The sequence below is a fragment of the Ruegeria sp. CDSC081 genome (genome assembly GCF_059610485.1).
In genome coordinates this window covers 439,103-463,513 of sequence record NZ_JBXWNS010000002.1, presented here as the reverse complement: position 1 = coordinate 463,513, position 24,411 = coordinate 439,103, and the positions used below count along the sequence as shown (strand labels likewise).

Sequence of the window (24,411 nt, the reverse complement as noted above, 5' to 3'; positions counted from 1 at the left end):
GAATGAAACTACAATGGCTTCTGGTTTTTTGTGCAGGCGTTACGGCACCACCCTTGCAAGCGCAGGAAGGCCCAATCCAACACGATGCTGAGTTTTATGTTTTGCAGGCACAACACGCGGATAAATGGGTGCAAGATGACATCGCTGTTGATGAGGCTCTGGCGGCTTTTCGAGATAGGAACAAGGGGCAACCCCCAAACATAGTCAGTGTCTTGATCGATGATCTTGGCTTCGGAGATATGGGAATACCCGAGTTGAATGCCGTCCGGGGCTATGAGACGCCCAACATCAATGATTTCTCTGATGAAGCGATGCGTATGGTTCGGATGTATACCGAACCGTCCTGCACCCCGACCCGCGTTGCCCAAATGACCGGGCGGCTACCCGTCCGTATGGGAATGGGCAACACACAGGTTGATATCGCCGGGGAAGGTCTTCCAGGGGAAGAGGTTACACTGGCGGAAGTACTAAAACAGGCTGGATACTCTACCAGCCACGTTGGCAAATGGCACATGGGGGATATTTCAGAAAGCTGGGCGATGAAACAGGGGTTCGATTATGCCCAGCATGCAATCCACCAACAGGGGCAACTAACGATCTTCCATGATGACGCGATCAAGGAACAGGTTTCGGTGGCTATTCGGGACTACGATGATAAGTACACCATCGACCAGTGGTTCCGTCCTGATGCCTCGGCCATGATGACCGTTATTGAAGGCGAAGCTGGCGGCCCGATCCGCGAAATCCGAATGGAACCTGGCGAGCGCTGGAACGCCGCAAAGTATGACGAGATGAACCAAGCCTTCCAGGACAAGACCATGGACGAATTGGAGCGTTTGGCTGGCGATGAAGAACCATTCTTCCTGCAATACTGGCCCATGATCCCGCTGGACAACACACGAACCGGCAGAACGGGCCCCAAAAGCGCTAACGGCGGACTTTATGTCGACAAGATGCAGTTGCTGGATCAATGGCTTGGTGATCTGTTCACCAGAATTGACGAGCTCGGCTTAGCTGAGAATACAATCGTTATAGTAATGGGCGACAACGGTCATTTCACCAAGTACTCACCGCAATCAGGGTTCACTCCGATGATCTTTCGTGGCGGTAAAGCCGATACCACCGAGGGCGGTGTACGGGTTGATGCATTTATCCGGTGGCCCGGCATGATCACAGCAGATGGCCTTCTCAACAGCATCATCCACATCTCCGATCTCTATACAACGATGGCTCGCTTCGCCGGTGCCGATCAGTTTGTCCCACGCGATCGCTTGATTGACGGCGTGGATCAATCTGCTGCATTGCTTTTCGACGACGAAGCAAAATCGCGCCGCGACCACGTGATCATCTATTCAGACAAAAAACCCGAAGCCGTCGTCAAAGATCAACTCAAACTCATCTTGCCGCCACCTGGCAAAAACCCCATCGCCGCCGAATTCTTTGACCTATATCGCGACACTCGTGAGGAATTTTCAGTCTCAACCGAGGTTGGCGCCTGGGGTGGACAGGAGTTTGTGCGAATTCTGGGCCGACACATGGCCCGTAAAGAGAAATATCCAGATAGTCCGCCGGCCTATGGCGTGCCCTATGAAGGGATTGAAAACACGCGCCCAGAATCGCGACAAGCGGTTGAGGCGTTCCTGATCAAACGCCAAGCCCCGCAGCAATAACACCGATAACGGCAGCGACGCACCAAAGCCTTTAGGATCATCACATGATTGGACTACTTTTCTTTGCACTGGGTTTGATCACATCCCTTGGGATCGGCTTTGTCTATTTCAGAGACCTTGGCGACGTCTCTCAAATGCTGCTGAAGGTAAAGCGCGAGAATATGGTGCGCTTTATCCGCAATGAATATCGCCTGATCGGTATCGGACTTGGCGGATTTGCAGCGGCAACACTTGCGCATTTCCTTTTGGGCGCTGGCCCTTTCTGGCTTTGGCTCATAGCGGCTGTGCTTACTCTTCTTCTTTATGGGTTTCCCTACGTTTGGGTGCATTTGGGTCTAAGGAACCAGCTCAATGACGCCCAGTACTTTCCAATTGAAGAAGCCCGCAAATATGTCGGACCAACTGCGCCCGTCGTAGTCATCGAAAACAACGGCCAAGCCCGCGCGCACCCGGATGCGCAGATTATGCGCCCTCATCTGGCCGGGAATGTAGATGGCTTGGGTGGCGAAGACGTGGTCATGACCTATTGCGCTATGGCCAATCTGGGTCAGGGTTACATTCCGCGAATAGAAGGACGACGGTTGAATCTCGAGGTATTGGCCCAGCATGGCAATAACCTAATCCTGCGCGATAACGACATGGGCGAGCCGATCCAGCACATCTATGGTTTCCGCGAGGCGGACCGCGACCCTAACTCCGACGGTCCTGCCTGCCCCCTTCGACCCGAAGCGCAAATGGAGCCCTGGCCAACCTTTCGAATGACGTTCCGCGGGTTTCAGAAGGCCTATCCTGACGGTGAGGTATTTCTGAACAAGCCATCCCCGAACCCATTTTTGCGCCTGCTGGATATGATGACCGAGATCACGTTTGGCTGGGGCATCGGACGCCAGCATCAGGAAGACGCGCCCGTGATGGACAACATGGATCGTTCGGACGATCGGTTACCAAATAAAACCTACGTTTGGGGAATTACGATCGGTAAGGATGCGGTTTGCTGGACTGATGATTTCATCGTCGAGAACGAGTGGATCGTGAATTCCAATGTCGGCGGACGAGATGTCGTGGTCAGCTTGGATCCAAAGTATGAAAGCCTAGGCGTTTGGTACAACGACTTTGGTCAACCTGTGAGCCATTGCGATTTTTGGGGCCATTCAGATCAGGGTCAGCTAAAACGTGTCGAAACCCTGCGCGCAGGCGCATTCTGGCATGTCTGGTCCGAGTTCTTCCCGAACACTGATATTAATCGTGTCGGCAGCGGTTCGATGGCAACCGAAGGAGCTGTAGAATGAGGCCCATGGCTAAACAACCACAAACCAAAGACCATTTATTCAAACTTGATTGTTTGACGGGAGGGACAGAATGACTTCGTCAATTTGGGTGAAAAGCTGCGCTTGCGGAGTAGCTTTTTTTGCATCTTTGGCCACAGTGGCTTCGGCTCAACAATCCGATTGGTCATATGAGGCCACAATCTACCTGTTCATGCCGGAAACAGAGACTACATTGGACACACCTTTGGGCACTCTGGACGGTACGCTCAGCTTTTCGGATGCGTTGGAAAACCTCGATTTTGCCTTTATGAGTGCGTTCTCGGCCACCAACGGACGTTGGCTGATACTTGCAGATTACAACTACACAGACTTATCTTTCAGTAACAGCGCTCCTGGACCTGTCGGCTCGGGTCTGGAGACATCATTTACCACACAATACCTAAGTGGCTATGTTGGCTACAGAGTGTATGAAGCGCCAACTATCACCGTTGACGTCGCCGGGGGTTTCCGGTGGTTCAGCACTGAAACGGAATTTACCCTTCTACCCGGCGCGGCACCGGGGCGCACAACAACGGCAGATGATAGCTGGACCGACCCTGTCATCGGCGCCAGAGCACGGGTACAGTTCTCGGATAAGTGGTCGGGCTCCGGTTTTGTCGACTACGGAGGCTTCCGCAGCGACAGTGAAACCTGGCAGATTCTGCTGACGGCAGATTACGCAATCAACGACAGGTGGCTGATCCGCGGTGGCTATCGCTATATCTCATTCGATCATGAAATCAACGGCAACGATTTTACATTTGATCAGTCGGGGCCTGTGCTAGGCGCGACTTATCGGTTCTAAAATTCTTTGTTGGCGAACCCGAGACAAGGTTGTGATGTTACGAACGTCGTTTGATTGGCGCGATTCAATTGTAAAAAGGTTTAGAGAATCAAATTCGCATGTGCCCTCAGATTTGTTTTCGTGCCTGGCCCCAGATCTTGACCCCCGGCATCGATAGCTGGCTGGAGTTTGTTGTAGCCATAGAAATCTAGCAATGAATGAGACAAGTCTGAGGTAGCGATTCCACTGTCGACCGCGGAGTGAGAATTCACCTAGACTAGCTTTCGCAATCGCAGCGAATGTCTGAAATGCGGGCTGCTAACGCAGTATTTCAAAGGGCTGATGGATGTCGGCTATGGGCCGTTCAAATTGATGGCGAGTGGTTCTTGAACCGAAATGCTGCGCTGCACCCAAGGTCTTGAAAGAGCCCATAGCGTGAATACGATTTTCATGCTGCGCGTGCTCGCAACGCCAATTTCATTCCGTCGTCTTTGTGTCCCATGCTGGGCATCCAGCATTCGACTTGGAGCACCTGCCACAAAACGACTCAGCGGATCACGTGGACAGAACAATTGGCGTGGTGAACGACCCGGTTCGCAGTCGACCCAATAAAAATGTTCTCGATCCCCGGCTTGTGTGAGGCCAGCACGATGCAATCGATGCCATTTTCATTTGCGAAATCAACGATCGCTCGGCCAGCGCTCCCCGAGATAAGCCGCAGTTTCGCCCCCGGTAGCTCTGCAGCGTTCCGATGTAAGCCTTCCTGAAGCTCTTGTCGCGTGTTGGCCAGAACTTCCTCGGGTATCTGGGATGCCACATATGCAGGGATCGGCTCCTGCACATGAAGCACTGTGAATTCCGCATCGGCACTCGCCAGCAAACGAGCAGCTTCAAATGAGGCCTGTGTATCGTGATCGTTGTCCAGCGCGACTGGAATCAGAATGTTCTTATACATGTTAGTCACCTTCGATTGCTCCAGCTACGATCATTCCGGCTTCCGCGGTGATACAGCACTCTAAACCGGTTCGGATTTCGAAGACCTACCCGCTTTCTTTGCTGTGCTTGCAACATCATCTATTGTTTTTTCCACAGCTTCGGCTTCGGTTTCCGCTGCAAATGCTGCACATCGGGCAACTGTTTCGAACCATTCCTGAGCGTCAGCCACGAGGCGTTCGGCTGAATGCTTCTGCCACTCTGCTATGGATTGCAGTGCTTTCGCCGGATCAGTCGGGTCTACAGCAGACGCCGAGCGCGCAGCTTCTAGCGCGGTTCGAACAGCCTCGTGACGCCTCTCAAACCAATGTTGAGCAAAGGCCTCTGCCTCTTTCAGTGATTTCTCCTGCGTGTCCCAGAATTGCTCAATCTGAGCGCCTAAAAACGGATTGGCCGTAGTAGTCGGCTGCATCTGCTTGAAAACATCAACAAGTGGGTTGGAGTAACTTGATTTTGGCTTCTCTTCAGGCATCGGAGATTCCTCCTCATCTTCCCAATGCTGAATGTTACCAAATCCCGTAGAAAATAACCTTAATGTAGATCAACCGGCGTCAACAAACGTGGGCAGTGGTGCTCTACAATCTAATGGCAGCATTTGTACCAACCTACTCGATTTGAATAGACTCCAGATAATAGATCACATTTGCCAACGGCACACCTGCGAACATCGGCTGGCCGTCAGGCATGGTCAGCGCAACTTTTTGGTCCGAATCCAAAGCTGGTCCAAAAATGGGCATTTCTCCGCCATGCGCGAGCAATGGTGCGCGACCATCAATTTGACGCGCCACCGCCTCAATCGGAAAAACGCCGTCGTTTTGGGCCGCAAGCCTGGTCAGATCAGGTGTCCTTATTGCCAGCATCTCCGCCATTGGACCATCCCCAGTGGCCTCAAATCCATGGCACTGCCAGCAATAGGTTCTGTAGAGATTGTTTCCGTTTTGAAGGTCAATATCCTGCGCCAGTGCAGCACTTGCAGCAAATATTGACAAAAGAAGTCCGCGATAAACTGGCATCTGTTCCTCCTCGAACGTCAGCATTTCGCGTTTAGACTACGCGGTATTGAGCGAACGCTTCATTGATCTCGCTCATATTCAGCCTTTGAGTACCAGCTGGGAAAAACTGCGACGAAAGTAAGTACACTGCAGTCGGTTCCGCTTGGCTGGTCGGTTCTTGGCGACCAATGACATAGATCAATTCAAAAAGGTACATTACATAGTAAAGCATGAATGTTTCAGCGGGATTGCCGTTCATCGCCTGCATCCAAATCAAACATGGTGATAAGCGGAATTGCAAAAGCGTGGAAAATCCACCGCAAGGGCTCGGAATGAATGGTGGCGAGCCCCTCGTTAGTGACTGGTGTACTTAACCGCGCTGTAGCTTCGGTACACAGGCGTTTGTTCATTGAGGAGTGAAGCCAATGCATACGGCTGATCCACCGACACCTAAACTCCGACGCGCGCTTACTGCCCCGTTGCTTACGCTTTACGGGCTCGGTGTCACCGTTGGTGCGGGAATCTATGTGCTTGTCGGTGCTACCGCCGAGGTCGCTGGTCCTTACGCCGCTGTTTCGTTTCTCATTGCAGCGCTCGTCGTTTCGTTGACGGCTTTGTCGTACGCCGAACTCGCGACACGTTATCCCGTAAGCGCGGGAGAAGCGGCATACGTCGAAGCGGGGTTTCAAAGAAACTGGATTGCCGTGTTGGTGGGTCTCGCCGTCGCTGCTTCGGGAGTGATATCGGCTTCGGCTGTTGCGATCGGAGCGGCCTCTTATCTTCACACCCTGACCAACCTTGGCACCACGTTGCTTACGATCGGCATCGTGTCGGTTATGGGACTGATTGCACTCTGGGGCATTGCGCAATCAGTATTTGTGGCGGCAGTGATCACGATCATCGAGATTTCGGGGCTTCTGTTTGTGATTGGCTGGGGCATGTCCGTGCAGGATCCGCAAGGCTATGCGTTCAGCGAGACGATTCCAGGCTTTGAGATCAACGCTTGGCGGGGCATTTTCGCGGCGTCGCTTCTGGCTTTCTTTGCCTTTGTTGGATTCGAGGACATGGCAAACGTCGCCGAAGAAGTAAAAGACCCAGTTCGCACAATTCCTAAGGCAATTCTGCTGACGCTCGTTCTGGCGACGGGTCTGTATCTGGCGACCTCAATTACGGTCCTGCTTGTTGTTCCTATCGATACCTTGTCGACTTCGACTGCCCCGCTTGCTTTGGTTTTTTCAAATGCACCCGAAGTAATCAAACAGGGGTTTGCCGCAGTCGCAGTCGTTGCAACAGTCAATGGCGTCCTGATCCAGATGATCATGGCGTCGCGGGTAATCTACGGCCTTGCCGACCGGGATCATCTGCCAAAAATACTGGCGAGTGTCCCGCAGGTAACCCAGACACCAGTCGTCGCAACCCTGCTGGTTGTGGCGCTAATCCTTCTACTGACCCAAACACTGCCGATCGGCACCCTAGCAGAACGCACATCTCAGATCGTCTTGGGGGTGTTTGTGCTAGTCAATTTCTCGCTGATCTTTTTGAAGTTGAAACCGGATTCAACCCGACAACATTTCCACGTACCTCTTGTCGTGCCAATCCTTGGTGTGCTGACCAGCACCCTGCTTTTCGGCGCCGGGTTTCTTTGAGAGGAAATCCGACGGCGTTAGGTCGCCAGAACGGGATCCGAATGACGTATGAACACTGATCGACCTACACTTGGAAGGCGGCTATCTGAATGGTGGCACCGGACATTCGTTGATCTGGTCGCGCAACTACAGTGGTCCTACATGCCACCGTTGATGGTGTACTTCGCGGCCGGAGTTTCGGGACTGACATCCGTCGTTGGCGCGTTTTTCCTCAAGGACTATCTGAATCTATCTGCTGCTTTCGTGGCGGGGTTGGCATTTTGGGCCGGGCTGCCCTGGATTTTGAAAATGCCGCTTGGGCATCTGGTGGATCTGTTCTGGCGTTGGAAATCGCTGCTGATATTGGTTGGCGCGTCTCTTATCACGGCCTCGTTGCTTATCATGTATGGACTTGTGACCGCGCCTGCCCAGATGGCCGGGGCCATGCTGCCTGAGCATTGGTATGTCGTTGCCTTGATCCTGGCACCTTCTGGTTATGCCATTCAGGACGTCGTGGCAGATGCCATGACGGTCGAAGCGGTACCACAAACCAACCAAGACGGGTACGCGTTTACGCATGAAGAAGTTCGTGCCCGCCACACTACCATGCAGACCCTGGGCAGGATTGCGATCATATCCGGGTTTGCGGGAGTCGCAGCGGTTAACATCTGGATTTTTTCGGGCGCGGAGGATCTGGATAAAAGCGATCGTTTGGTTCTTTATGGTCAGGTCTATCTCGTCGCTCTGGTTGTCCCCTTTCTGTCGATCAGCGGAGTGGTGCTTCATGCTCTGATACAGCGTCGCCTCGTTAGTCTTGGGCACCTTCCACACAAACCGGATCAAGCCACCGAAGTAAGGTGGCCAATACTGCTGGGAGGTCTCGCGTTTGTTGTACTCAGCGTTGTGTTGGGAACCGCAAATTTCGCCTTTGCGCAAGAAACTGTTTTTGCGGTTTCGCTCACGGTCATTCTCTATCTCATGTCACGGCTGCTAAGGGAACTGGAGTCGAAACAGGCCAAGGTTCTGATCGGGACGGCGACAATCATTTTCGTTTTTCGCGCGGTCCCGTTGCCTGGTCCGGGATTGACCTGGTTCGAAATCGACGAGCTTGGGTTCGACGAACAGTTTCTGGCAATTCTGGCGCTCCTGACCTCACTACTAGCGCTGCTTGGCCTGATCATCCTCAGGCCGTTTATGGCCAGTCGTTCCATCGCGCAGGTGGTGGTACTGCTCACCATTGCCGCCGGAGTGCTGGCCCTGCCTAACCTTGCTTTGTACTACGGAGTGCATGAATGGACGGCCGCGCACACAGGCGGGGTTGTGGATGCAAGGTTCATCGCCATACTCGACACAGCCGTCGAGTCACCGCTGGGTCAGATCGCGATGGTCCCGATGCTGGCCTGGATCGCACGCAACGCCCCGACACATCTCAAGGCGACCTTTTTTGCTGTCATGGCGTCTTTCACCAACATGGCATTGTCGGCAAGTAGCTTGGGCACGAAATACCTAAACCAGGTATTTGTCGTGACTCGTGTCGTGACCGAACCCAGAACGGGTTCAGTTGCATCCATCGCTGACTATAGCCACTTGGGGAATTTGCTGATTACCGTGGGCCTGATCTCTGTCATAGTCCCACTGATTATGGTTTTTCTTGTGCAAAATTCACCATATCGGACAGGCGAATGAATACGCGGATCAATCGCTTTCATTGAGAAGTGTCTTGAGGTGCGACACCGGAACGCCAATATTTGAACCACCAAACTCGGGTAAGATCGCGGCGTTGATCGCAACCACCTTACCGTTTCGGTTCAACGCAGGTCCCCCGCTTCCTCCAGTTGTGGTCTCTGCATCATAAACAATGGCGCCGGGACTGGTCTGGGCTACGATTCCCCGGCTGGCCAGGGGCCGGATTTTATTTTGTTCCGAAAGATGGGTCGCAATTGTCCAGAAACCCACGGCGCCTTTATTCTCTAGCGTTTTCAGAAAGCCCGGACCGGCCTGCGCGATAAGAGCCTTCAGGCCGGTTGGATATCCAAGCAGGAAAACTTCCTCTCCCGCTCGCGGTGGCTCATCTGCAAGTAACAGCCCAAGACCCCGAACGCGTGTGGCGTCGATAGAGAGAAGCGCCAGATCTGCGGTTTCGCTTGCTTTATGCAAGACAGCCTTAATTGGCACAGTTTGATCAGGCAAATAGACCAGCAAACTCAGCATCTCGGCCTCCAGCGCTGCGGCCTGAAGGGCTTGTGCACGGTCGCCAGTGGTCCAGGGCAAGGCAACATGACGGTTGGTCACCAACAGAGGCGGGTCCTGTAGAAGAAACCCGGTTCCGGTAAACTGAAACTCAGCAGGCTCGCCCATCGCATCTGGTTCGAGCCACGGTTGTCCAAATGGCGTTTGCAGATTCTCTCCATCGGGGCCAACCACATGCCTCAGCAATTTCCCGCTTTTGATCTGCCGCAATCCATAGGCGCCCTGGACGAACGCGACGGAACGCGTAGAGGCTGTGATAATCCGCGTTGATGCGCCTGCGCGTTCCTCCAGCGTGCCAAGACGCTGCTCAGTGGACAGCACCTGACTCTCGAAAGCGTCTTTGAGTGCACCCAAATCCTCTGGCGTCAACGAGTCTTCCCGGGTCTGTGCCAGCATAACGGCAACTGCTTCGATCTTACGGGATTCTCGTTCCAGGCTGTCCGCCAGCTTCCTGTCGTTCTGAAACAGTAAATACCCAAATACGGCGATCAGAAGGATTGCGCCAATAACGGTGATCCTGAAGAGAATTGTGGTTTGTGATGTTAGCCGACGCCCACTTTCGCGCAGTGCACCGGAAATTTTTCTTGGAAAGGGTCGACGGCTTGTTCTCGCATATGCGTACGCGTCGCTTAGGATATCCTCGACCGTGCGATGTGCAGGGAATGAGTGGTCGCACACCCTGTAGCGGGACATCGGGCCTTTTTCGCCGAATTCGATCATGTCGCCGTGCCTGAGGTCAGCCGAAGCGACCTTGTGACCGTTGACCCAGATATTCCGATCAGACAACGCGTTTAACGTGTAACCGTCATTTGACCACTGAAGAGTCGCAATGTCTTCGTCATAAGCTGGCACATCTTCTTTCGGTCTCAGCCTCAAGGTACGGTCCGGACTGACCGAGGCCGACACAGCGTTGTCGGCAAGCCAGACTACAGTCCCACGAGACGGGCCGGTCAAGCTCTCCAGGAATGCACGGACATTACCTGTATCAACTCCTGTGTCGCCTTGGTCCGGTGTCCGCATGGCCCATCTCTGTTTAATAGCGCTATACCCACTCTATCATGGGCAACCTCGAAACTTCCACGTTTGGCAATAAAGCACACAATCAGAGTATGCCCGGGCGCGGTTCTCCGGCGGTTAATTGTTACCGTCGAGTTAATTGCAAATAGGTGATGCTATCAGGAGAGGTCCAATGACCGACCGGCCTTCTATACATGTTGACCCGATCATGGTGAACGTGCGTGATCTTCTTCTGGCCACGTAGTGTCAATTGATGGTCCTTGATTTGGATGTTTTGCTGGGTCTGTTTGCCTTCAAGCATCTGAACCTCCTCCTTTAGTGCTATACCGGCGAGGCAGTATTATGCCAAAATACGGGCGCGGCCATTGATCTTACGCAAGCGGGTGTTCTGTCAGCCGCCTAGTTTTGCTCAGGTGCAAAAACTTATTTAGGTCTCTTGCGCAACCGAGCGTCTAAAAAGCAGCAGACTTGTTGCCAGAAGGATCGCGCCCAAGCACGCCATCCATACGAACTCTGCCCAGACCGTCTCGATCCCGGCACCTTTGAAAATGATGGACTGACTGGCTGACATGTAGTGGCGGGATGGGAGGATAGATGTTCCGATCTGAAGCCAGCCGGGCTGCCCTTCGATTGGCGTCTCTCCTCCTGACAGCATCAACATTGGAAGCACCGTCAGCATAACCAAAAGTGCGAATTGAGCCATTGAGCGCGCAATCGTCGCAAGAAACACCCCAAGCGCCGTCGCCGTGAAGAGAAAGAGAGCTGTGCCAATTAAAAACAACACCTTCGATCCCGCGATGCTGATCCCCAGGAAGTCTTGCATAACAAAGGTCAGCGATAGGGCGGTCGCTACCAGAACCACCGCAGCGTTTGCCCAGATCTTGGCGACCGCAATGTCAAATGGGGTAAGCGGCATCGCGAGCAGGTGTTCGATTGTTCCATGCTCGCGCTCACGGATCATGGCAGCACCGGTAAGGATTGTGGTCAGCCACATGATCTGGCCGATCAACGCGACGATACCGGCGAAACGAACAGTGTCGCGGTTTGGATTAAATGCGCTGCGCACAATGATATCAATGGGCGGCGGGTCTAACAATTCTGCACCTATGGCAAAGCGCTGGATCTCGGCGCTCAAGATATTGATGATGTAGTTCGCTCCAATTCCGGCCTGCTCCATCGCTGTCGCATCGATCAAAACCTGAATTTCTGGCGCGCGCCTGGCTCGAACATCTTTCTCGAACCCTGGTGGCACTGCGACTACGAACAGGAAATGCCCTGCATCCATCTTTTCGGCCCCGGTGCCCGGTGCGATCTGGACAACGGGTTGGAATTCAGGCGGAAAAAACGCTGAGGCAAGCGAGCGTGAAAGAGGCGAGCCATCCTCGCCGGCAAATGCAATGGATGCATTGTTGACCGAGTTTGAAACGCCCGTTGCCTCCATTACGGGCGCCAGCGTGAATGACCAGACAAGCAGCGCCATCATCACCCAGTCGCGCCGAAGGCTCATCATTTCTTTCAAACCAAGCCAGAATATGCGGGACAATCGTTGCATTCACTTCTCCTGCGCTCGGAGTAACAGTGCAGCGATCAAGGTTAGCGCGGGCCCGAAACAGGCAAGGGCTAAAAGGTCGGGGGCAAGTGCATCCCAGCTAAGACCTTTGGTGAACGCGCCGACGTTTAGATGCAGGAAATAGGATGAAGGCCAAAGCGATCCAATCGTCTGGGCGCCGCCTTCCAACGTCGAGATCGGTTGTAGCAGCCCGGAGAATTGAATGGTCGGCACCACCGACGCGATAGCGGTGGCAAAAGTTGCGGCCACCTGGCTCGACGTTATGGTCGCAATAAGCAATCCATAAGATGTGGTTGCCCAAACATATAGGAAAGCACCAATTGCAAGGGGCACCGGGTTTCCTTTTAGGGGCACGCCAAAAATGAAGATCGTCATCGCCGCCAAAAGTAGGAAATTGACGAACGCTATCACAATGTAGGGGATCTGTTTGCCAACCAGAAATTCGAGCCGCGTCGTTGGCGTTGCGTAGAAATTGGTGATCGTGCCCAACTCTTTCTCCCGCGCGACACTAACAGCCATCAAAACGGCCGGCAGCATTATCAACAGGATCGCAGGCATGGCAGGGGCCATTGCAGCGATACTTTCAAAGCTTTGATTATATCGGAAGCGCGGTTCGATGCGGGCGATTTCGACCGACTGCTCACCACTTTGGCGGGCCAGTACTTCCAGAAACGTACTGTGAAGCCCGGCCACATAGCCCTCTATTGTCTCACCCTTGAACGGTATCGCACCGTCCACAATTGCCAAGACTTCAGTTGGCTCGCCGGCGCGCAGCTTGCGACCAAAATCGGGTGGGAGTTCGACAACCAGCGAGATGTCTCCTTTGGCCAACCGCTCGCGGCCGTCTTCAAAACTGGCCAGTGGCACCGTGGGGTTGAAATAGCGCGAACCAGAAATCTCGGCGATATAGGTACGGCTCTCAGGCGATTGAGACAGGTCGAGCACCGCGAAATCCAGGTCTTCTATGTCCAGAGTGATCCCATAGCAAAAGACCAACATCAGGATCACCGAGCCAAGGAAAGCAAAAGCCAAACGGACGCGATCGCGCAGAACCTCGGTTGTTTCGCGCCGTGCATAGGCCAGTATGCGCCCGATACTTCCGACAGCGCCCGGGTTGACAGCATCAACCGAAACATTGGGTGCTGCTACCGGCGCGGGCGGCTCGACGGCCTCCAGGACAGCGATGAACGCACCTTCCAGACTGTCCGACTGCGCCGTTGCGATCAACTCATCTGGTGTACCTTCAGCTAATACCCGGCCTGCATGCATGAAAGAAACGCGATCACAGCGCTCCGCTTCGGTCATGAAATGTGTCGAGACGAAAATCGTTACATCATCGTCTCGCGACAGCTCGATTAACAGCGCCCAAAAGGAGTCGCGCGCCTCGGGGTCCACGCCCGAGGTTGGCTCATCCAGGATCAACACCCGAGGCCCGTGGATCACGGCGACGGCAAGGGAAAGACGCTGCTTGATACCCAGCGGAAGCGCCGACGCCAGCGTGCCCATATGTGCCTTCAGGCCGAAACGTTCGGCCAATTCATCAATGCGTTCCACACGATCCTTGATCGCAAAGATGCGGGCGTGCAACTGGAGGTTTTGTTGAACGGTCAGCTCGCCATAAAGCGAGAATGCCTGGCTCATATACCCGATCTCGCGGCGCATCCTTAGATCGCGCGCATCCACCGGTCTGCCGAACAGCAGCGCCTCTCCCTCACTTGCTGGCAGAAGACCTGTCAGCATTTTCATGGTGGTTGACTTGCCGCAGCCGTTTGATCCGAGGAAGCCAAAGATTTCGCCTCGGTGGATCGAGAATTCGACGTTGTCGACGGCAGTAAAATCGCCAAAGCGCCGGGTCAACCCACGCGCCGTGATCACCGGGTCTGCACCTTGATGATGCATGGGTACCTTGTTCGGCACAAACCGGGGTTCTCCTCGCGCCTGTAGCTGCCTGTAAGATGTTTCAAGATCCCGGGCTTTACCCTTCAGCTTGGCAGGGGGGCCGTGAAATATCGCCCGACCGGCATCCATCGCTACGATAAAATCGAATTGTTCGGCTTCCTCCATATAGGCTGTTGAAACCAGTATGGAGAGACCGGGCGTTTCTTCTCGGACCGCGTCTATCAGCGCCCAGAATTGGCGCCGCGACAGGGGATCAATTCCGGTCGTCGGTTCGTCCAGTACCAGAAACTTAGGGTCGTGGATCAGCGCACAACACAGTCCAAGTTTCTGCTTCATTCCGCCCGAAAGTTTGCCCATAAGCCGGTCCGAAAAGGGCGCAAGTCCGGTCGCTGACAGCAAGGCCGCGATCCTGATTTCACGTTCCTGTTGCCCTTGTCCGAAAAGACGTGAAAAGAACTCGAGATTCTCACGCACAGACAGTTCCGCGTATAAGTTGCGGCCCAATCCCTGCGGCATAAATGCGATCGCCGGGCACACGCGGTGACGGTGCGCGCGGTCACCTATCGATCCCCCGAGAACATCAATTTCCCCGGACTGAAGTTGCTTTGCGCCGGTAATCAATCCCAGCAGCGTAGACTTGCCAACCCCGTCCGGCCCGATCAATCCGATAAGCTGACCAGTTGGCAGAACCAGCGAAAGGTTATCCAACGCAACATTCTGTCGGTACGTGTGTGTGACACCGTTGATGCAGAAACCCGATGAGCCCCCCTCGGCACTCATTCGAACAGCTCGGGTGGAATTCGTCTATCCAGATCGTCTGGCCACGCGCCATCGGAAGTAAGTCGGATCACTGCAATACCGCGAAGGCCGGTCTTCACATGCTCAATCCGCGCCGTAACCAAATCCCTGGGAATACGAACCCGAACGCGAAACACCAGCTGCTCCCGTTCGCTCAAAGTTTCTACCTGCTTGGGAGTGAATTGAGCTTCGGGAGAGACGAAGGTTACGGTTGCCGGGATGGCAAATTCCGGCAACGCATCAAGCACGATGCGCGCCTCGGCACCGATGGGCAAAAGCCCCGCTTCGCGTGCAGGCAGGAAGACCTCCATATAGACGTTTTCCAAACTGAGTAACGTCAAGATCGGTTCGCCCGCTCCAACGACCTCGCCGGGCTCGGCCAGTCGATACAGAATACGCCCCGGCATGGGAGCGATGAGGGAACCATCCTCTATTTGTGCCGCAATCCGGCGCACCTCGGCCTCTGCGGCGGCAATCTGGCTATCCGCCGTTGCAACCCGGGCCTTGGCCGCGCCCAGCACGGCATCCGCAACCTGAAACGCGGTTTCACGATCCTCAAAGACAGTCATCGAGATATTCTGACCGGCCAGCAACGCCTTGGCCCGGTCAAGCTCCTGCGAAGCGCGACGCTGCTGGCTTTCTCGCTGGATGACCACGGCTTCGGCTTCGGCCTTGGTTTGGCGCGCCAGCGCAACCTGGGCACTGGCACGGTCAAGGGCTGCAGATAATTCATCTGTATCCATTTCAACCAGCAGTTCACCCGAAGCAACCAGGCTGCCCTCTGCTGCCATGACCCGAGCAACGCGCCCGGCAAAGGTTGGAGCGATTTCTACTTGTTCAGCCTCGATCCGCCCATTGCCCTGTACAAACCCAGCTGGCAATTCATCACTGTCTTCTGCGACGAAAAAGTAGACAGCTGCACCTGCAAGTAGGAGCGCTATGGCGATCAGAATTGCGCGTACGTTCTTTTTCATGGCCCCGCGCACATTAGTTAATTTTCTATTTTAATTTAGCTCGCTCTCGAATTGATGCCTTGAGTTGGATCAAACAGGTTCTATCTGATGATTGTCCAAGTGCTCATCGGGTACGAAATTGAGGCACAGGTCTGGTTGTTGGCCCACATCCACAGCCCAATGAGGCTTTCGGAGTGTAACTCTCTATGACGGCTGCGCCGAATTGGTCGCAATGATGCGCAAGGGCAAGCATCCCGTAGTCGAAATAAATGCCCAGTTGTCCATCTGTCGTGTCAAAGCTCTTACGAGTCACGCTTCCAACGTGCAGATAAAACCAACACTGCGTCAGCGTTGCTGGCTGTCGTTCCTACTTCGGCAACATGAAGAACTCTTCAAGTACAATTTTCCCATCTGCTACCGAATAAACTGCGATCTCGCTCAAGGTCATGTGTTGCCCTGTAGCCTTCTGCGTTACGTTGACCTTATATCGTACACCGAAGCGGTTTGGGGGATGAACATAGGGGCCATCCACGTCGAATTCGACGATTTCATGAGCTGCCAGCCAATCCTCTCTTTTTCCTTTGATAGCATCCCGGCCCTTGGTGATGCGAAACTGTCGAACCGGAGGCACAACCGCCTCAATAGATTGAGCGTTTTCTGCATACATTTCACCAACGTTTGCAAGACCTCTGCGATCACGCATTGCCTGAACGAATGTTCGTCCAATCTCGACTAATTCTTCCATAATAGCCCCCCAATTTCAGCCTCAACTGTATCACATCTTACCTTTGCCAATCTTGACAGGGATCAATAAAATTAGATGTTCGCGAAGGATTCAGATCAGGATCGAGAGGACGACTTGCACAGTGGAAATGAGCGGTCCAATTCCCGGCGCCGTCTTCAGCCAGTGCGCTATTAGACAACGCCTTCAGAACCATCTGTTTCCGTTCATTCCGCTCCGGTGGGTGCTTAAATCGAAGAAGCAGATCTTACCGTTTGGATCCGCCAAGATAAGCAAACCAATAGGCCAAGGCAACTCCTCCCGCCCCGCCGACAATGTTACCCAGAGTGACCCATAGCAGATTGGCCGCCGCTGCGAAAACCGGCACTGTTGCTCCCGCTGCCCAGCCCTGCGGGAAGAAATACATGTTCGCAATCGAATGCTCGAGCCCCAGCAGCACAAATGCAGAGACGGGCCACAAGACCGCTAAAATTTTTCCGGCGACGCTCCGGGCGGCGAAGGACAGCCATACGGCAAGGCAGACCAGCCCGTTGCACAATGCGCCGCGGGCGAAAGCCTCCATCGGTTCCAACCCCGCTTTGGCATTGGCTACCCATATAGCAGTGCTACCCATCGGCCCCTCGAGCAAGCCGGTCAGGGCGAAGGCCAATGCAAGCCCAACGGCACCCACGAAGTTACCAACGTAGACGATGCCCCAGCTTCGGAACAGCAGCCGCAGCGGTATCTTGCGATCGACCGCTGCTATCACCATCAGAACATTGCCGGTGAACAGTTCTGCACCACCTGCGATCACCAGGATAAGGCCCAGAGAAAACACTGCTCCTCCCAGAACGCGGATCGGCCCCGAAGCGCTGTCTGCCCCCGTGACCGCCATCGTATAGGCCGCTGCGCCAAACCCTATGAATGCTCCAGCCAGCATCGCAAGAACGAACATGGGTGCTAGTGGCAGCTTTGCCTTTGCGACCCCGGCAGTCTCAACTAACGTTGCAATTTCAGCGGGTTTATGAGCATCGAACAGGGCCGGGGGGTTCATGTGGCGCTCCAGAGTTGGCACGAGTTTACGTAGCAGGTAGTTTAAGCCTGTCTTCTGACCTTGAACTAACGCGCAAATAAAACCGGAAGCCTATCTGTTCCCTCTGAGTTCGGATAGTTCCACCTAACACAGTTTGGCGCGCGGTCATGGCCATAGGTACCCATGAGGTCTACTTCAGCTTCCGCTTTCGCGAGATCTCAACGCAGAACTTTTCGATCCTCATCGTTTAGCGCCGATTGGGGCCAAGTTTGAAATTCAGGCAACGGTTAAAACAGCACAAGTGGCATTCCGACTGATGCCTAGAGAGGTGCTCCCTTGAATTAGGCTACTAATGCTTCCCAATCCACGGCGGCCCGTCACAATCAGGTCAGCTTTGCATTGCTCGGCACATGCGATGATCTGTTCGACGGGATCACCGCGTTGGGTATACGTTTGCGAAACCGTCTGATTGTACTCTTCGGCGATCTCTCTACCAGCGGAAATAATCTTGTTTGCTGCCTGCTGCACCTCTTCGTCTGAAGGCATTGTCGTGACGGCGTGATAGCCAGCCAATGCGCCCATTGCGAACGCCACGGTTTGGGGCTGAGGTGTATGAACAAGGTGAATTTGGGAGCCATATTTGCTTGAAATATCACAGGCAACGCGCAGAGCTGCTTCTGACGCCTCAGATCCATCCAAGCCAACTACGATCTTTTTGAACATGTTGCACTCCCTCCTTAGTGAGGGGTTAGTATGGGCGAGCTTGAAGTAGTTAACCTTGACTCAAATCAACACTTTTCACTGCAGGTTCGAGCGTAGTCGTCCGTCTATTTCCAGAAGAAATACGGTAACTGAACCAATTTTGAAAAATGTTAGGAGTTGCAAACGGGTCATCCCAGAGGGGCAACAGCGCATAATTGTTTCGAAAAACCTTGCGCAGACGCTGCATTTTTTCAAAGGGTATCAAGTTAAGCCCAATGATAAAGATCAAGGGAAATGGCGAGAAGAATTGCTATTAGGGGCGTGCGTTTCAGTTCATTTGGCAAGGTTGGCAGATTGCCCACGACACGAGATTCAATCTTATCCCTTAGGAAAACAACGATGCCTTCCTCTCCGCCTTGGGTTCGCCCAGTTACGATAGCCGCAGCACTCTTTGGTCTCCTTACAATTTTCTCAGGAGGAACAGCCCTGTTCGGGGGCGCTGCTGCCAGTGCTGCAGTCGGAGATGCAGTTCCATTCGTGCTTTGGTTCAATTTTCTGGCTGGATTTATCTATTTGTTAGGCGCTTTCGCGCTCTATAAATCCACAATCTGGGCACAACGAATTGCCTGGTTGCTTGGCTTATCTACACTATTGGTGTTCGTTGTTCTGATACTAGTGGCACTTAGTGGAACGCCGTTTGAATGGCGAACGGTCGGCGCAATGACCATACGCAGTGCATTCTGGTTAACTGTAGCTTTCGCGCTTTCCAAAACCGCATAAGCCAGCCAATGGGTGCCTCACCCGCGCCCAAATAACTTGGCAAGACAGGCACTTTTGATTGGGATCAAGGGCCGAAACGAGCTGTTTCGACATAGTTGGTGCGTTTTTCGAACCGATTTGCAGGAGGATCGGAATGACTGTGCTGATTGCCTACGGTACCCTAGAAGGCCAAACGGCTAAGATTGCGCATTTATCAACGATGTGGTCAGAGAAGTCGGCTACGAAACGAAGCTGATCAACGCCAGCGGTCACCCCCGCTGTCTGTCTCAGTGGCAGCTTGAATAGCACCTTGGTCGACAGGCAGAATTGGATCGCCGCATTCGAAAAGACCGGCTGTGACAAGGCCGACCTTCGTGCGCCGCGAGCCAGGTCATGTCCTTGTCCAGCCAGACAAGAAGTGAGCCGCGCTCCTTAAGCGCAGCATTGTAGTCGGACCAATTCGTGACGCGTTAACGGGCGGAAGATGGCTTACTCATCCACACCGTTTAACCTTATGGATTCGCGTTGTGAATCCCTCGCTGCGAGAGATATGCAACAACGCCCATGTTCGTGAGAACATAGCGGTCCAACTATCAGAAGGTCATTTAAGATGAGATTGATACTCGCGATTTTGCTTCCGTTTGTGGTGTTCTTCACGATCCAACGCCCTTTTCAGGGCTTTTTCTGCCTGCTCTGCGTATTCCCAGTGAATTGCCGCGTGAATCCCAATAAAGTTGCCGCCCAATCTTGTTGACAACGTGCATCCAGACCGATGGCCTCTAATCGCCGTGCCACAGGCTGCTTGGCAGGAAGGCCACACGGCAGATCTTCGCCGCGCTTGCATCAACAAGCCCTACAAACGCGGCAATGCACTTGAAGCAGACCCTTAATCCAAGATGCAGTGTTGTGGAGCTTTGGACAGTGGCCATACGGACAAAGCTGCCATCGGAAAATAGAATCAAAATCGAAGCATTTCCTTATACGGCGGTCAATGCCCCCCCCCAGTTTGTCCACTCATACGCAACAACATTAACCGAACGTGAACAATGTATTCTCAGAGTGTTCAACCGTTATCGTTCATACTTCCTTACTCAGGGCCGATCAATGCGTGCCCGGATGCACTGAAGGGGAACAGCATGATCAATACTGCCAATGAGGGTGCGCCTAGCATTCCTACAGCAATGCAATCCTCGCGCACCGTCTCAGGCGGTGAATTGTCAAGCATCACGAATTCGAGCAACGGTCGCTTCCCTCCTATCGAAAATGCACTGTCTGAACTATTCAACAATGAGCGGCTAAAAGAGGCGAAACGAGGCGTCTGATCTCTCAACAGAACGTCTGCGTATATCCCAAGTCACGTGGTGTTGTCTGGGATGTAGTGAAACCCGCTCCGGATCGGAGCGGGTTTTTTTATTTGTGATGTTGTTATGCCTGCTGGCTCGGGTCTATTTGACCTGGTGATTGATTGGACAATCAGCAATCAGCTTTCAAGACCAAGCAGAGTTTTTACGGCAGCCTCGACCTCATCCGTCACAGGCTTGTTGGCGGCAGCCTCCAACGCTTCACGCTCGGTCTGCGGTTGATTCTCTACAGCCTCAGTCAGCGCATCGACTTCTGCCACCGTATCGTTGTAGTCGACCGCAGCCTGCCGTTCGGCGCCTAGGTCTTCGGCCGTATCGAGGGCTCCCTGAAGTTCGTCATTGGCGTCCTTAAGCTCTGCTTCAATATCAGGATCTGTGCCCCCGGCATCGGCAAGAGCGTCCTCAAGCTCGTTCACGCGATCCTGTTTGTCCTGAACATCTGACAGAGCCGCATCAAGGTCCTCTTCGATCTCAGAGACCGGGCGGTCCGGCGGGGTCATGCCATCCAGCAATGCCTGTGTTTCCGCAAGCTCCTCGCGCAATTCATCTCCGGCCAGAACTGCGTCACGAAATGCGGCGATGCGGCCCACACGGGAATTAGGAGAGGCGTTCTTGAGAGCATTCTCATTAGCGTTGGCGGCGTTCAGTGCGCCTAGTTCAGATGGGTGCACGCCCAGCAGATCCGCCATCTTGTACCCTTTTGGTTTCGGGGCGGGGCGAATTGCTTTGGTCACCTGATCCACTGGTTGACTTTTGCGAACGGTCTTTACGGCTGTGGTTTTGGCTTTGGTCTTTTTACCCCCAAACAGGTCTTTCAAAGAAAACTTGTTTTTTCCCGATGACTTTGACTTACCAGCGTTGGAAGATTTCCGGTTAGATTTTCCGGCCGCTTTATCACTATCGCTAATGGACGCACCAGATCCGCCATTACCGTTTCCACCACCATTACCGTTTCCACCACCATTGCCGTTTCCACCGCCATTGCCATTGCCATTGCCGCCGCCGTTTCCGTTACCGCCGCCGTTGCCTCCTTTGGCATAAGCAGCATCAGGAAACGCGACAGCTCCGACAATCGCGGTCGAGCCCAGCAGGGCGATGGCAATAGCAGAGGCTTTTAGCAGGTTGATCGGTTTGGTGTTCATAATGGTCCTCGTTCGTCAGGTGCGATTCTCGTCTGTCACGGTAATCAGCGGCGAGCAGACGCAAAAACTGGGTGCCGAAAACAGAATCCGACACCCCTGATCTAAACCCATCATCGTTGAACCCACGCGTAACTGGCTGTTCACCGTAGGTTCACATAGAAATCGGTAGATTGAGCCGGCGTTTTCGCAGTAATGAGTGACAAGGATGAAAAAGCTTATTGCCATTGCCTGTCTACTTGCCTTTCTCCACCCCGGAGAGGGACAGGCTGCTGCACGTGAGTTGACGCAATCCGAGTTGCGCAAGGCGACAACCTCAGGCAGTGCCATTCGTTTGAAAAAAGTAATCAAAGGCGTTGAAAAGGCTTTTGGTGGAACGCCAGTTGACGCGCGCGCCTTTCAGGCTGACAGGCTATATTACCGTATTCTCGTCAAGAAACCGGATGGTATAATCGTCAGTGTCATCGTCAACGCTCAGACGGGTGTTGTTGTCTCCAACCGATCCGTTGTTGGCCGCCAGATTTCTGAAGCTGCCCGCGCTGCGCCGGGTAAATCCAGCAAGGGCGCTTCGCAGGGAAAATCTGCAAACAAAGGCAACAGCGGCGGTAACTCCGGTGGCAATGGTGGTGGTAATTCCGGTGGTAACGGTGGCGGTAATTCCGGTGGTAACGGCGGCAGTAACTCCGGTGGTAACGGCGGCGGTAACTCCGGTGGTAATGGCGGAGGTAATGGCGGAGGTAACGGCGGGGGCAAAAAGTAATGGTTATACTTCGATTTGCTCGCCTATAGTCCCTTAGTATGAGAGTATTGCTGGCAGAAGACGAACCGCACCTCTGCGAACAGATCAAAAAACTCCTGAACGCAGAAGGCCGCGTTGTGGATGTCGCCAATAGTGGGCTCGACGCCCTGCATCTGGGTGCGACCGAACCATATGACATGATCATCCTTGACCTCGGCCTTCCAGAGCGCGATGGCATTTCGATTCTGCGCGAATGGCGCAACGAGGGTGTCAAAACACCGGTGCTGATCCTGACTGCCCGCGATGGCTGGAGCGAAAGGGTCGACGGCCTGGATGCGGGCGCAGATGACTATATGACCAAACCGTTCCACATGCCCGAACTGGCCGCGCGTGTTCGCGCCATCCTGCGACGGCAAAGTGGACAGCTGAATCCCGTGATTGAAATGGGAAACGTCATTCTGGATACCCGTAACGGCCGGGTGACAGCCGATGGCGTGCCGGTTGACCTGACTGCTCAAGAAATCGCGGTGCTGACTTATCTGGCGCATAATTCTGGTCGGATGATTTCACGATCAGAACTTTCAGAGCATATCTATGAATACGATGGAGACCGGGATTCGAACACTATCGCCGTATTTGTTACCCGTCTGCGCAAGAAGCTTGGCACTGACCTGATCACAACGGTTCGGGGTCGTGGATATATGATCGATTCGGCCTGATGTTATCGCTGCGACAACGGGCATTGCTGGGGGGAATTGCATCTGGGGCAGTGTCTGTGGGCGTAGGCACACTGGCGGTTTTCTCATACATTGATGCACGGGTGTCCAACCGGTTCGACTCTGCGCTGCTGGATCGTCACACACAGCTGGTTGTCGGGCTGAATGTCACAACCGAAAACCCGGATGCCCTACGGGATCTGATATTTGACCCGGCTTATGGCACCCCCTATTCCGGACGGTACTGGCAGGTCAGCAGCGCCGACGGTGTGGTCTTCACCTCTCGCTCGCTGTTTGATGAGGTCATCGCGGAACCCCCCGGCATTCCCGATATCCCCACACTCTGGGACACAAGCGGCCCGGAGAATGAAGTGCTGCGCAGCGCTTTTCAGAAGATCACTTATGAAGATGGCACGGTATGGGGCGTCAGCGTCGCCGAAAGTCAGGCTCAACTCGTGGCCGAGCGGCGCGCGGCGCAGAAAAGCCTGCTGCCGGTGTTTGGCCTAGTTGGCCTGATCGGTTTAGCCGGCTCGTTGTTTCTGATTTCAGTTGTTCTGGGACCATTGCGAAAGCTGCGTACGGATGTGGCCCATCGCTGGGATCAAGACGAAGACCTTAGGCCAACAGATTACCCCGAAGAGGTCTCGCCATTGGTCGAGGACCTGAACCAGCTGTTGCGTCGGAACCGCGAGATCGTCTCGGGTTCGCGCCGCCAGGCCGCAGATCTGGCACACGCATTGAAAACTCCTACAGCCATATTGCGCAATGAACTTGTGACATTGTCCAACGCCGGAGCGGTGACAGATACCGCACAAGAGGCGCTGGACAGGATCGATGCTCAACTTGGTCGATCTCTGGCCAGGCTGCGGGCTTTGAACGCTGCTGACCTGACCCATTCGCGGACCGATCTGTCTAACTCCATCAAGCGCCTGGCGCGGCTGTTCTCGGCCATGGCGGACCGCGAAGGCAAATCGCTGCAGATTGATGGCGATCCGGGTCTTTGGGTGCGCATGGATACGCAGGACATAGAAGAGATTTTGGGCAACCTTCTGGACAATGCGGTCAAATGGTGTCGAAGCACGGTACGGCTGACCGCGAAACGTAAGCAGAAATGTATCGAAATCAGTATCGAGGATGACGGTCCGGGAATTCCTGAAGACGCCCACCGCGAAGCCTTGCGATCCGGCGGACGACTGGACACCTCGGTCGTTGGTAGCGGGCTTGGGCTGGCGATCGCGGTCGACTTACTGAAAGCCTACGATGCCAGACTAGATCTGGACCGCTCTGAATCGCTGGGTGGGTTGGTGTGTCGGATAGTGATCCCGACCTGAAGTCGCCCGGAATCTGATCTGCAAAGTGTCGTTTGAACAATTCGAAACTTTA

22 protein-coding genes and 1 pseudogene are annotated in these 24,411 nt (G+C 54.0%); 9 read left to right on the top strand and 14 right to left on the bottom strand.

Features of this window, described 5'->3' with window-relative positions; translation table 11 throughout:
* Positions 1–2 precede the first annotated feature (2 nt).
* The 3 genes from AC2FH9_RS05235 to AC2FH9_RS05225 all read left to right on the top strand — a co-directional run bounded on the left by AC2FH9_RS05235 (position 3) and on the right by AC2FH9_RS05225 (position 3,782).
* Positions 3–1,670 (top strand): sulfatase-like hydrolase/transferase, encoded by a 1,668-nt coding sequence (locus tag AC2FH9_RS05235; RefSeq protein ID WP_496871020.1) that lies wholly within the window; start codon positions 3–5, stop codon positions 1,668–1,670.
* A gap of 44 nt (positions 1,671–1,714) precedes the next feature.
* Entirely contained in the window at positions 1,715–2,959 is a 1,245-nt protein-coding gene (locus AC2FH9_RS05230; protein ID WP_282022306.1) for a DUF3179 domain-containing (seleno)protein, read from the top strand.
* A gap of 70 nt (positions 2,960–3,029) precedes the next feature.
* Positions 3,030–3,782: an outer membrane protein gene (locus AC2FH9_RS05225; protein ID WP_496690405.1), complete on the top strand. Its 753-nt coding sequence runs from the start codon at positions 3,030–3,032 to the stop codon at positions 3,780–3,782.
* A gap of 526 nt (positions 3,783–4,308) precedes the next feature.
* Here the strand turns inward: AC2FH9_RS05225 and AC2FH9_RS05220 are convergent.
* The 4 genes from AC2FH9_RS05220 to AC2FH9_RS05205 form a co-directional block, all read right to left on the bottom strand.
* Entirely contained in the window at positions 4,309–4,716 is a 408-nt protein-coding gene (locus AC2FH9_RS05220) for a universal stress protein (protein ID WP_496842239.1), read from the bottom strand.
* 60 nt (positions 4,717–4,776) lie between these two features.
* Positions 4,777–5,226 carry a phasin family protein gene (locus AC2FH9_RS05215; RefSeq protein ID WP_496871019.1) on the bottom strand — a complete coding sequence of 150 codons (450 nt, stop codon included), beginning with the start codon at positions 5,224–5,226 and terminating at the stop codon, positions 4,777–4,779.
* A gap of 133 nt (positions 5,227–5,359) precedes the next feature.
* A complete protein-coding gene (locus AC2FH9_RS05210) occupies positions 5,360–5,767 on the bottom strand; it encodes a c-type cytochrome (protein WP_282021708.1) in 408 nt (135 codons plus the stop codon).
* Positions 5,768–5,798: 31 nt separating this feature from the next.
* Positions 5,799–6,014, bottom strand: a complete 216-nt coding sequence (locus AC2FH9_RS05205) for a hypothetical protein (protein WP_142636020.1) — start codon at positions 6,012–6,014, stop codon at positions 5,799–5,801.
* A 157-nt stretch (positions 6,015–6,171) separates the two neighbouring features.
* On the opposite strand from AC2FH9_RS05205, the gene AC2FH9_RS05200 reads away from it, so the two are divergent.
* Both AC2FH9_RS05200 and AC2FH9_RS05195 read left to right on the top strand, forming a co-directional pair.
* The gene (locus tag AC2FH9_RS05200; RefSeq protein ID WP_281973017.1) at positions 6,172–7,392 is read left to right on the top strand and encodes an APC family permease; all 1,221 of its coding nucleotides are present in this window, start codon (positions 6,172–6,174) and stop codon (positions 7,390–7,392) included.
* 48 nt (positions 7,393–7,440) lie between these two features.
* Positions 7,441–9,057, top strand: coding sequence for an MFS transporter (locus AC2FH9_RS05195; protein ID WP_496749394.1), 1,617 nt, complete (start codon positions 7,441–7,443; stop codon positions 9,055–9,057).
* 9 nt (positions 9,058–9,066) lie between these two features.
* On the opposite strand, the gene AC2FH9_RS05190 is transcribed toward AC2FH9_RS05195, so the two are convergent.
* The 7 genes from AC2FH9_RS05190 to AC2FH9_RS05160 all read right to left on the bottom strand — a co-directional run bounded on the left by AC2FH9_RS05190 (position 9,067) and on the right by AC2FH9_RS05160 (position 18,335).
* Positions 9,067–10,641: a trypsin-like peptidase domain-containing protein gene (locus AC2FH9_RS05190; RefSeq protein WP_496871018.1), complete on the bottom strand. Its 1,575-nt coding sequence runs from the start codon at positions 10,639–10,641 to the stop codon at positions 9,067–9,069.
* 424 nt (positions 10,642–11,065) lie between these two features.
* Complete coding sequence (locus tag AC2FH9_RS05185) at positions 11,066–12,190, bottom strand: ABC transporter permease (RefSeq protein WP_496871017.1); 1,125 nt, start codon at positions 12,188–12,190, stop codon at positions 11,066–11,068.
* Positions 12,191–14,887 carry a ribosome-associated ATPase/putative transporter RbbA gene (gene rbbA / locus AC2FH9_RS05180; RefSeq protein WP_496749391.1) on the bottom strand — a complete coding sequence of 899 codons (2,697 nt, stop codon included), beginning with the start codon at positions 14,885–14,887 and terminating at the stop codon, positions 12,191–12,193.
* The gene (locus AC2FH9_RS05175; protein WP_496714446.1) at positions 14,884–15,879 is read right to left on the bottom strand and encodes an HlyD family secretion protein; all 996 of its coding nucleotides are present in this window, start codon (positions 15,877–15,879) and stop codon (positions 14,884–14,886) included. Before AC2FH9_RS05175 ends, rbbA begins: the two co-directional genes overlap by 4 nt.
* 346 nt (positions 15,880–16,225) lie before the next feature.
* Positions 16,226–16,603, bottom strand: a complete 378-nt coding sequence (locus tag AC2FH9_RS05170; protein WP_142636034.1) for a nuclear transport factor 2 family protein — start codon at positions 16,601–16,603, stop codon at positions 16,226–16,228.
* 244 nt (positions 16,604–16,847) lie between these two features.
* The gene (locus AC2FH9_RS05165; RefSeq protein WP_496787332.1) at positions 16,848–17,633 is read right to left on the bottom strand and encodes a formate/nitrite transporter family protein; all 786 of its coding nucleotides are present in this window, start codon (positions 17,631–17,633) and stop codon (positions 16,848–16,850) included.
* A gap of 255 nt (positions 17,634–17,888) precedes the next feature.
* Entirely contained in the window at positions 17,889–18,335 is a 447-nt protein-coding gene (locus AC2FH9_RS05160) for a universal stress protein (RefSeq protein ID WP_496871016.1), read from the bottom strand.
* A 378-nt stretch (positions 18,336–18,713) separates the two neighbouring features.
* Here AC2FH9_RS05160 and AC2FH9_RS05155 point away from each other — a divergent pair, with 378 nt between their 5' ends.
* Positions 18,714–19,094, top strand: a complete 381-nt coding sequence (locus tag AC2FH9_RS05155; protein ID WP_496705689.1) for a hypothetical protein — start codon at positions 18,714–18,716, stop codon at positions 19,092–19,094.
* Between the two features lie 237 nt (positions 19,095–19,331).
* On the opposite strand, the pseudogene AC2FH9_RS05150 reads toward AC2FH9_RS05155, so the two are convergent.
* The 3 genes and pseudogenes from AC2FH9_RS05150 to AC2FH9_RS05140 form a co-directional block, all read right to left on the bottom strand.
* A pseudogene (locus AC2FH9_RS05150) lies at positions 19,332–19,570 on the bottom strand (transposase); the annotation flags it as partial.
* 590 nt (positions 19,571–20,160) lie between these two features.
* On the bottom strand, positions 20,161–20,298 hold the full coding sequence (locus tag AC2FH9_RS05145; protein ID WP_496691982.1) for a hypothetical protein: 138 nt from the start codon (positions 20,296–20,298) through the stop codon (positions 20,161–20,163).
* 255 nt (positions 20,299–20,553) lie between these two features.
* Positions 20,554–21,576 (bottom strand): hypothetical protein, encoded by a 1,023-nt coding sequence (locus AC2FH9_RS05140; RefSeq protein WP_496871015.1) that lies wholly within the window; start codon positions 21,574–21,576, stop codon positions 20,554–20,556.
* Positions 21,577–21,781: 205 nt separating this feature from the next.
* Between AC2FH9_RS05140 and AC2FH9_RS05135 the strand changes: the two genes are divergently transcribed.
* From AC2FH9_RS05135 to AC2FH9_RS05125, 3 genes are read left to right on the top strand one after another with little or no spacing between them, the layout of a single operon-like run.
* Complete coding sequence (locus AC2FH9_RS05135; protein WP_496749388.1) at positions 21,782–22,333, top strand: PepSY domain-containing protein; 552 nt, start codon at positions 21,782–21,784, stop codon at positions 22,331–22,333.
* A 38-nt stretch (positions 22,334–22,371) separates the two neighbouring features.
* A complete protein-coding gene (locus tag AC2FH9_RS05130) occupies positions 22,372–23,031 on the top strand; it encodes a response regulator transcription factor (protein ID WP_142636050.1) in 660 nt (219 codons plus the stop codon).
* Positions 23,032–23,087: 56 nt separating this feature from the next.
* Complete coding sequence (locus AC2FH9_RS05125) at positions 23,088–24,359, top strand: sensor histidine kinase (protein ID WP_496691979.1); 1,272 nt, start codon at positions 23,088–23,090, stop codon at positions 24,357–24,359.
* Positions 24,360–24,411: the final 52 nt, after the last annotated feature.

Bases quoted from the DNA above. Each gene is read 5' to 3' on its own strand.
- AC2FH9_RS05200 (WP_281973017.1), top strand. From the start codon at position 6,172: ATGCATACGGCTGATCCACCGACACCTAAACTCCGACGCGCGCTTACT.
- AC2FH9_RS05140 (WP_496871015.1), bottom strand. From the start codon at position 21,576: ATGAACACCAAACCGATCAACCTGCTAAAAGCCTCTGCTATTGCCATC.
- AC2FH9_RS05210 (WP_282021708.1), bottom strand. From the start codon at position 5,767: ATGCCAGTTTATCGCGGACTTCTTTTGTCAATATTTGCTGCAAGTGCT.
- AC2FH9_RS05195 (WP_496749394.1), top strand. From the start codon at position 7,441: ATGAACACTGATCGACCTACACTTGGAAGGCGGCTATCTGAATGGTGG.
- AC2FH9_RS05235 (WP_496871020.1), top strand. From the start codon at position 3: ATGAAACTACAATGGCTTCTGGTTTTTTGTGCAGGCGTTACGGCACCA.
- AC2FH9_RS05225 (WP_496690405.1), top strand. From the start codon at position 3,030: ATGACTTCGTCAATTTGGGTGAAAAGCTGCGCTTGCGGAGTAGCTTTT.
- AC2FH9_RS05130 (WP_142636050.1), top strand. From the start codon at position 22,372: ATGAGAGTATTGCTGGCAGAAGACGAACCGCACCTCTGCGAACAGATC.
- AC2FH9_RS05160 (WP_496871016.1), bottom strand. From the start codon at position 18,335: ATGTTCAAAAAGATCGTAGTTGGCTTGGATGGATCTGAGGCGTCAGAA.
- rbbA (WP_496749391.1), bottom strand. From the start codon at position 14,887: ATGAGTGCCGAGGGGGGCTCATCGGGTTTCTGCATCAACGGTGTCACA.
- AC2FH9_RS05185 (WP_496871017.1), bottom strand. From the start codon at position 12,190: ATGCAACGATTGTCCCGCATATTCTGGCTTGGTTTGAAAGAAATGATG.
- AC2FH9_RS05190 (WP_496871018.1), bottom strand. From the start codon at position 10,641: ATGCGGACACCGGACCAAGGCGACACAGGAGTTGATACAGGTAATGTC.
- AC2FH9_RS05230 (WP_282022306.1), top strand. From the start codon at position 1,715: ATGATTGGACTACTTTTCTTTGCACTGGGTTTGATCACATCCCTTGGG.
- AC2FH9_RS05215 (WP_496871019.1), bottom strand. From the start codon at position 5,226: ATGCCTGAAGAGAAGCCAAAATCAAGTTACTCCAACCCACTTGTTGAT.
- AC2FH9_RS05135 (WP_496749388.1), top strand. From the start codon at position 21,782: ATGAAAAAGCTTATTGCCATTGCCTGTCTACTTGCCTTTCTCCACCCC.
- AC2FH9_RS05165 (WP_496787332.1), bottom strand. From the start codon at position 17,633: ATGAACCCCCCGGCCCTGTTCGATGCTCATAAACCCGCTGAAATTGCA.
- AC2FH9_RS05175 (WP_496714446.1), bottom strand. From the start codon at position 15,879: ATGAAAAAGAACGTACGCGCAATTCTGATCGCCATAGCGCTCCTACTT.
- AC2FH9_RS05145 (WP_496691982.1), bottom strand. From the start codon at position 20,298: ATGCTTGACAATTCACCGCCTGAGACGGTGCGCGAGGATTGCATTGCT.
- AC2FH9_RS05205 (WP_142636020.1), bottom strand. From the start codon at position 6,014: ATGCAGGCGATGAACGGCAATCCCGCTGAAACATTCATGCTTTACTAT.
- AC2FH9_RS05155 (WP_496705689.1), top strand. From the start codon at position 18,714: ATGCCTTCCTCTCCGCCTTGGGTTCGCCCAGTTACGATAGCCGCAGCA.
- AC2FH9_RS05170 (WP_142636034.1), bottom strand. From the start codon at position 16,603: ATGGAAGAATTAGTCGAGATTGGACGAACATTCGTTCAGGCAATGCGT.
- AC2FH9_RS05220 (WP_496842239.1), bottom strand. From the start codon at position 4,716: ATGTATAAGAACATTCTGATTCCAGTCGCGCTGGACAACGATCACGAT.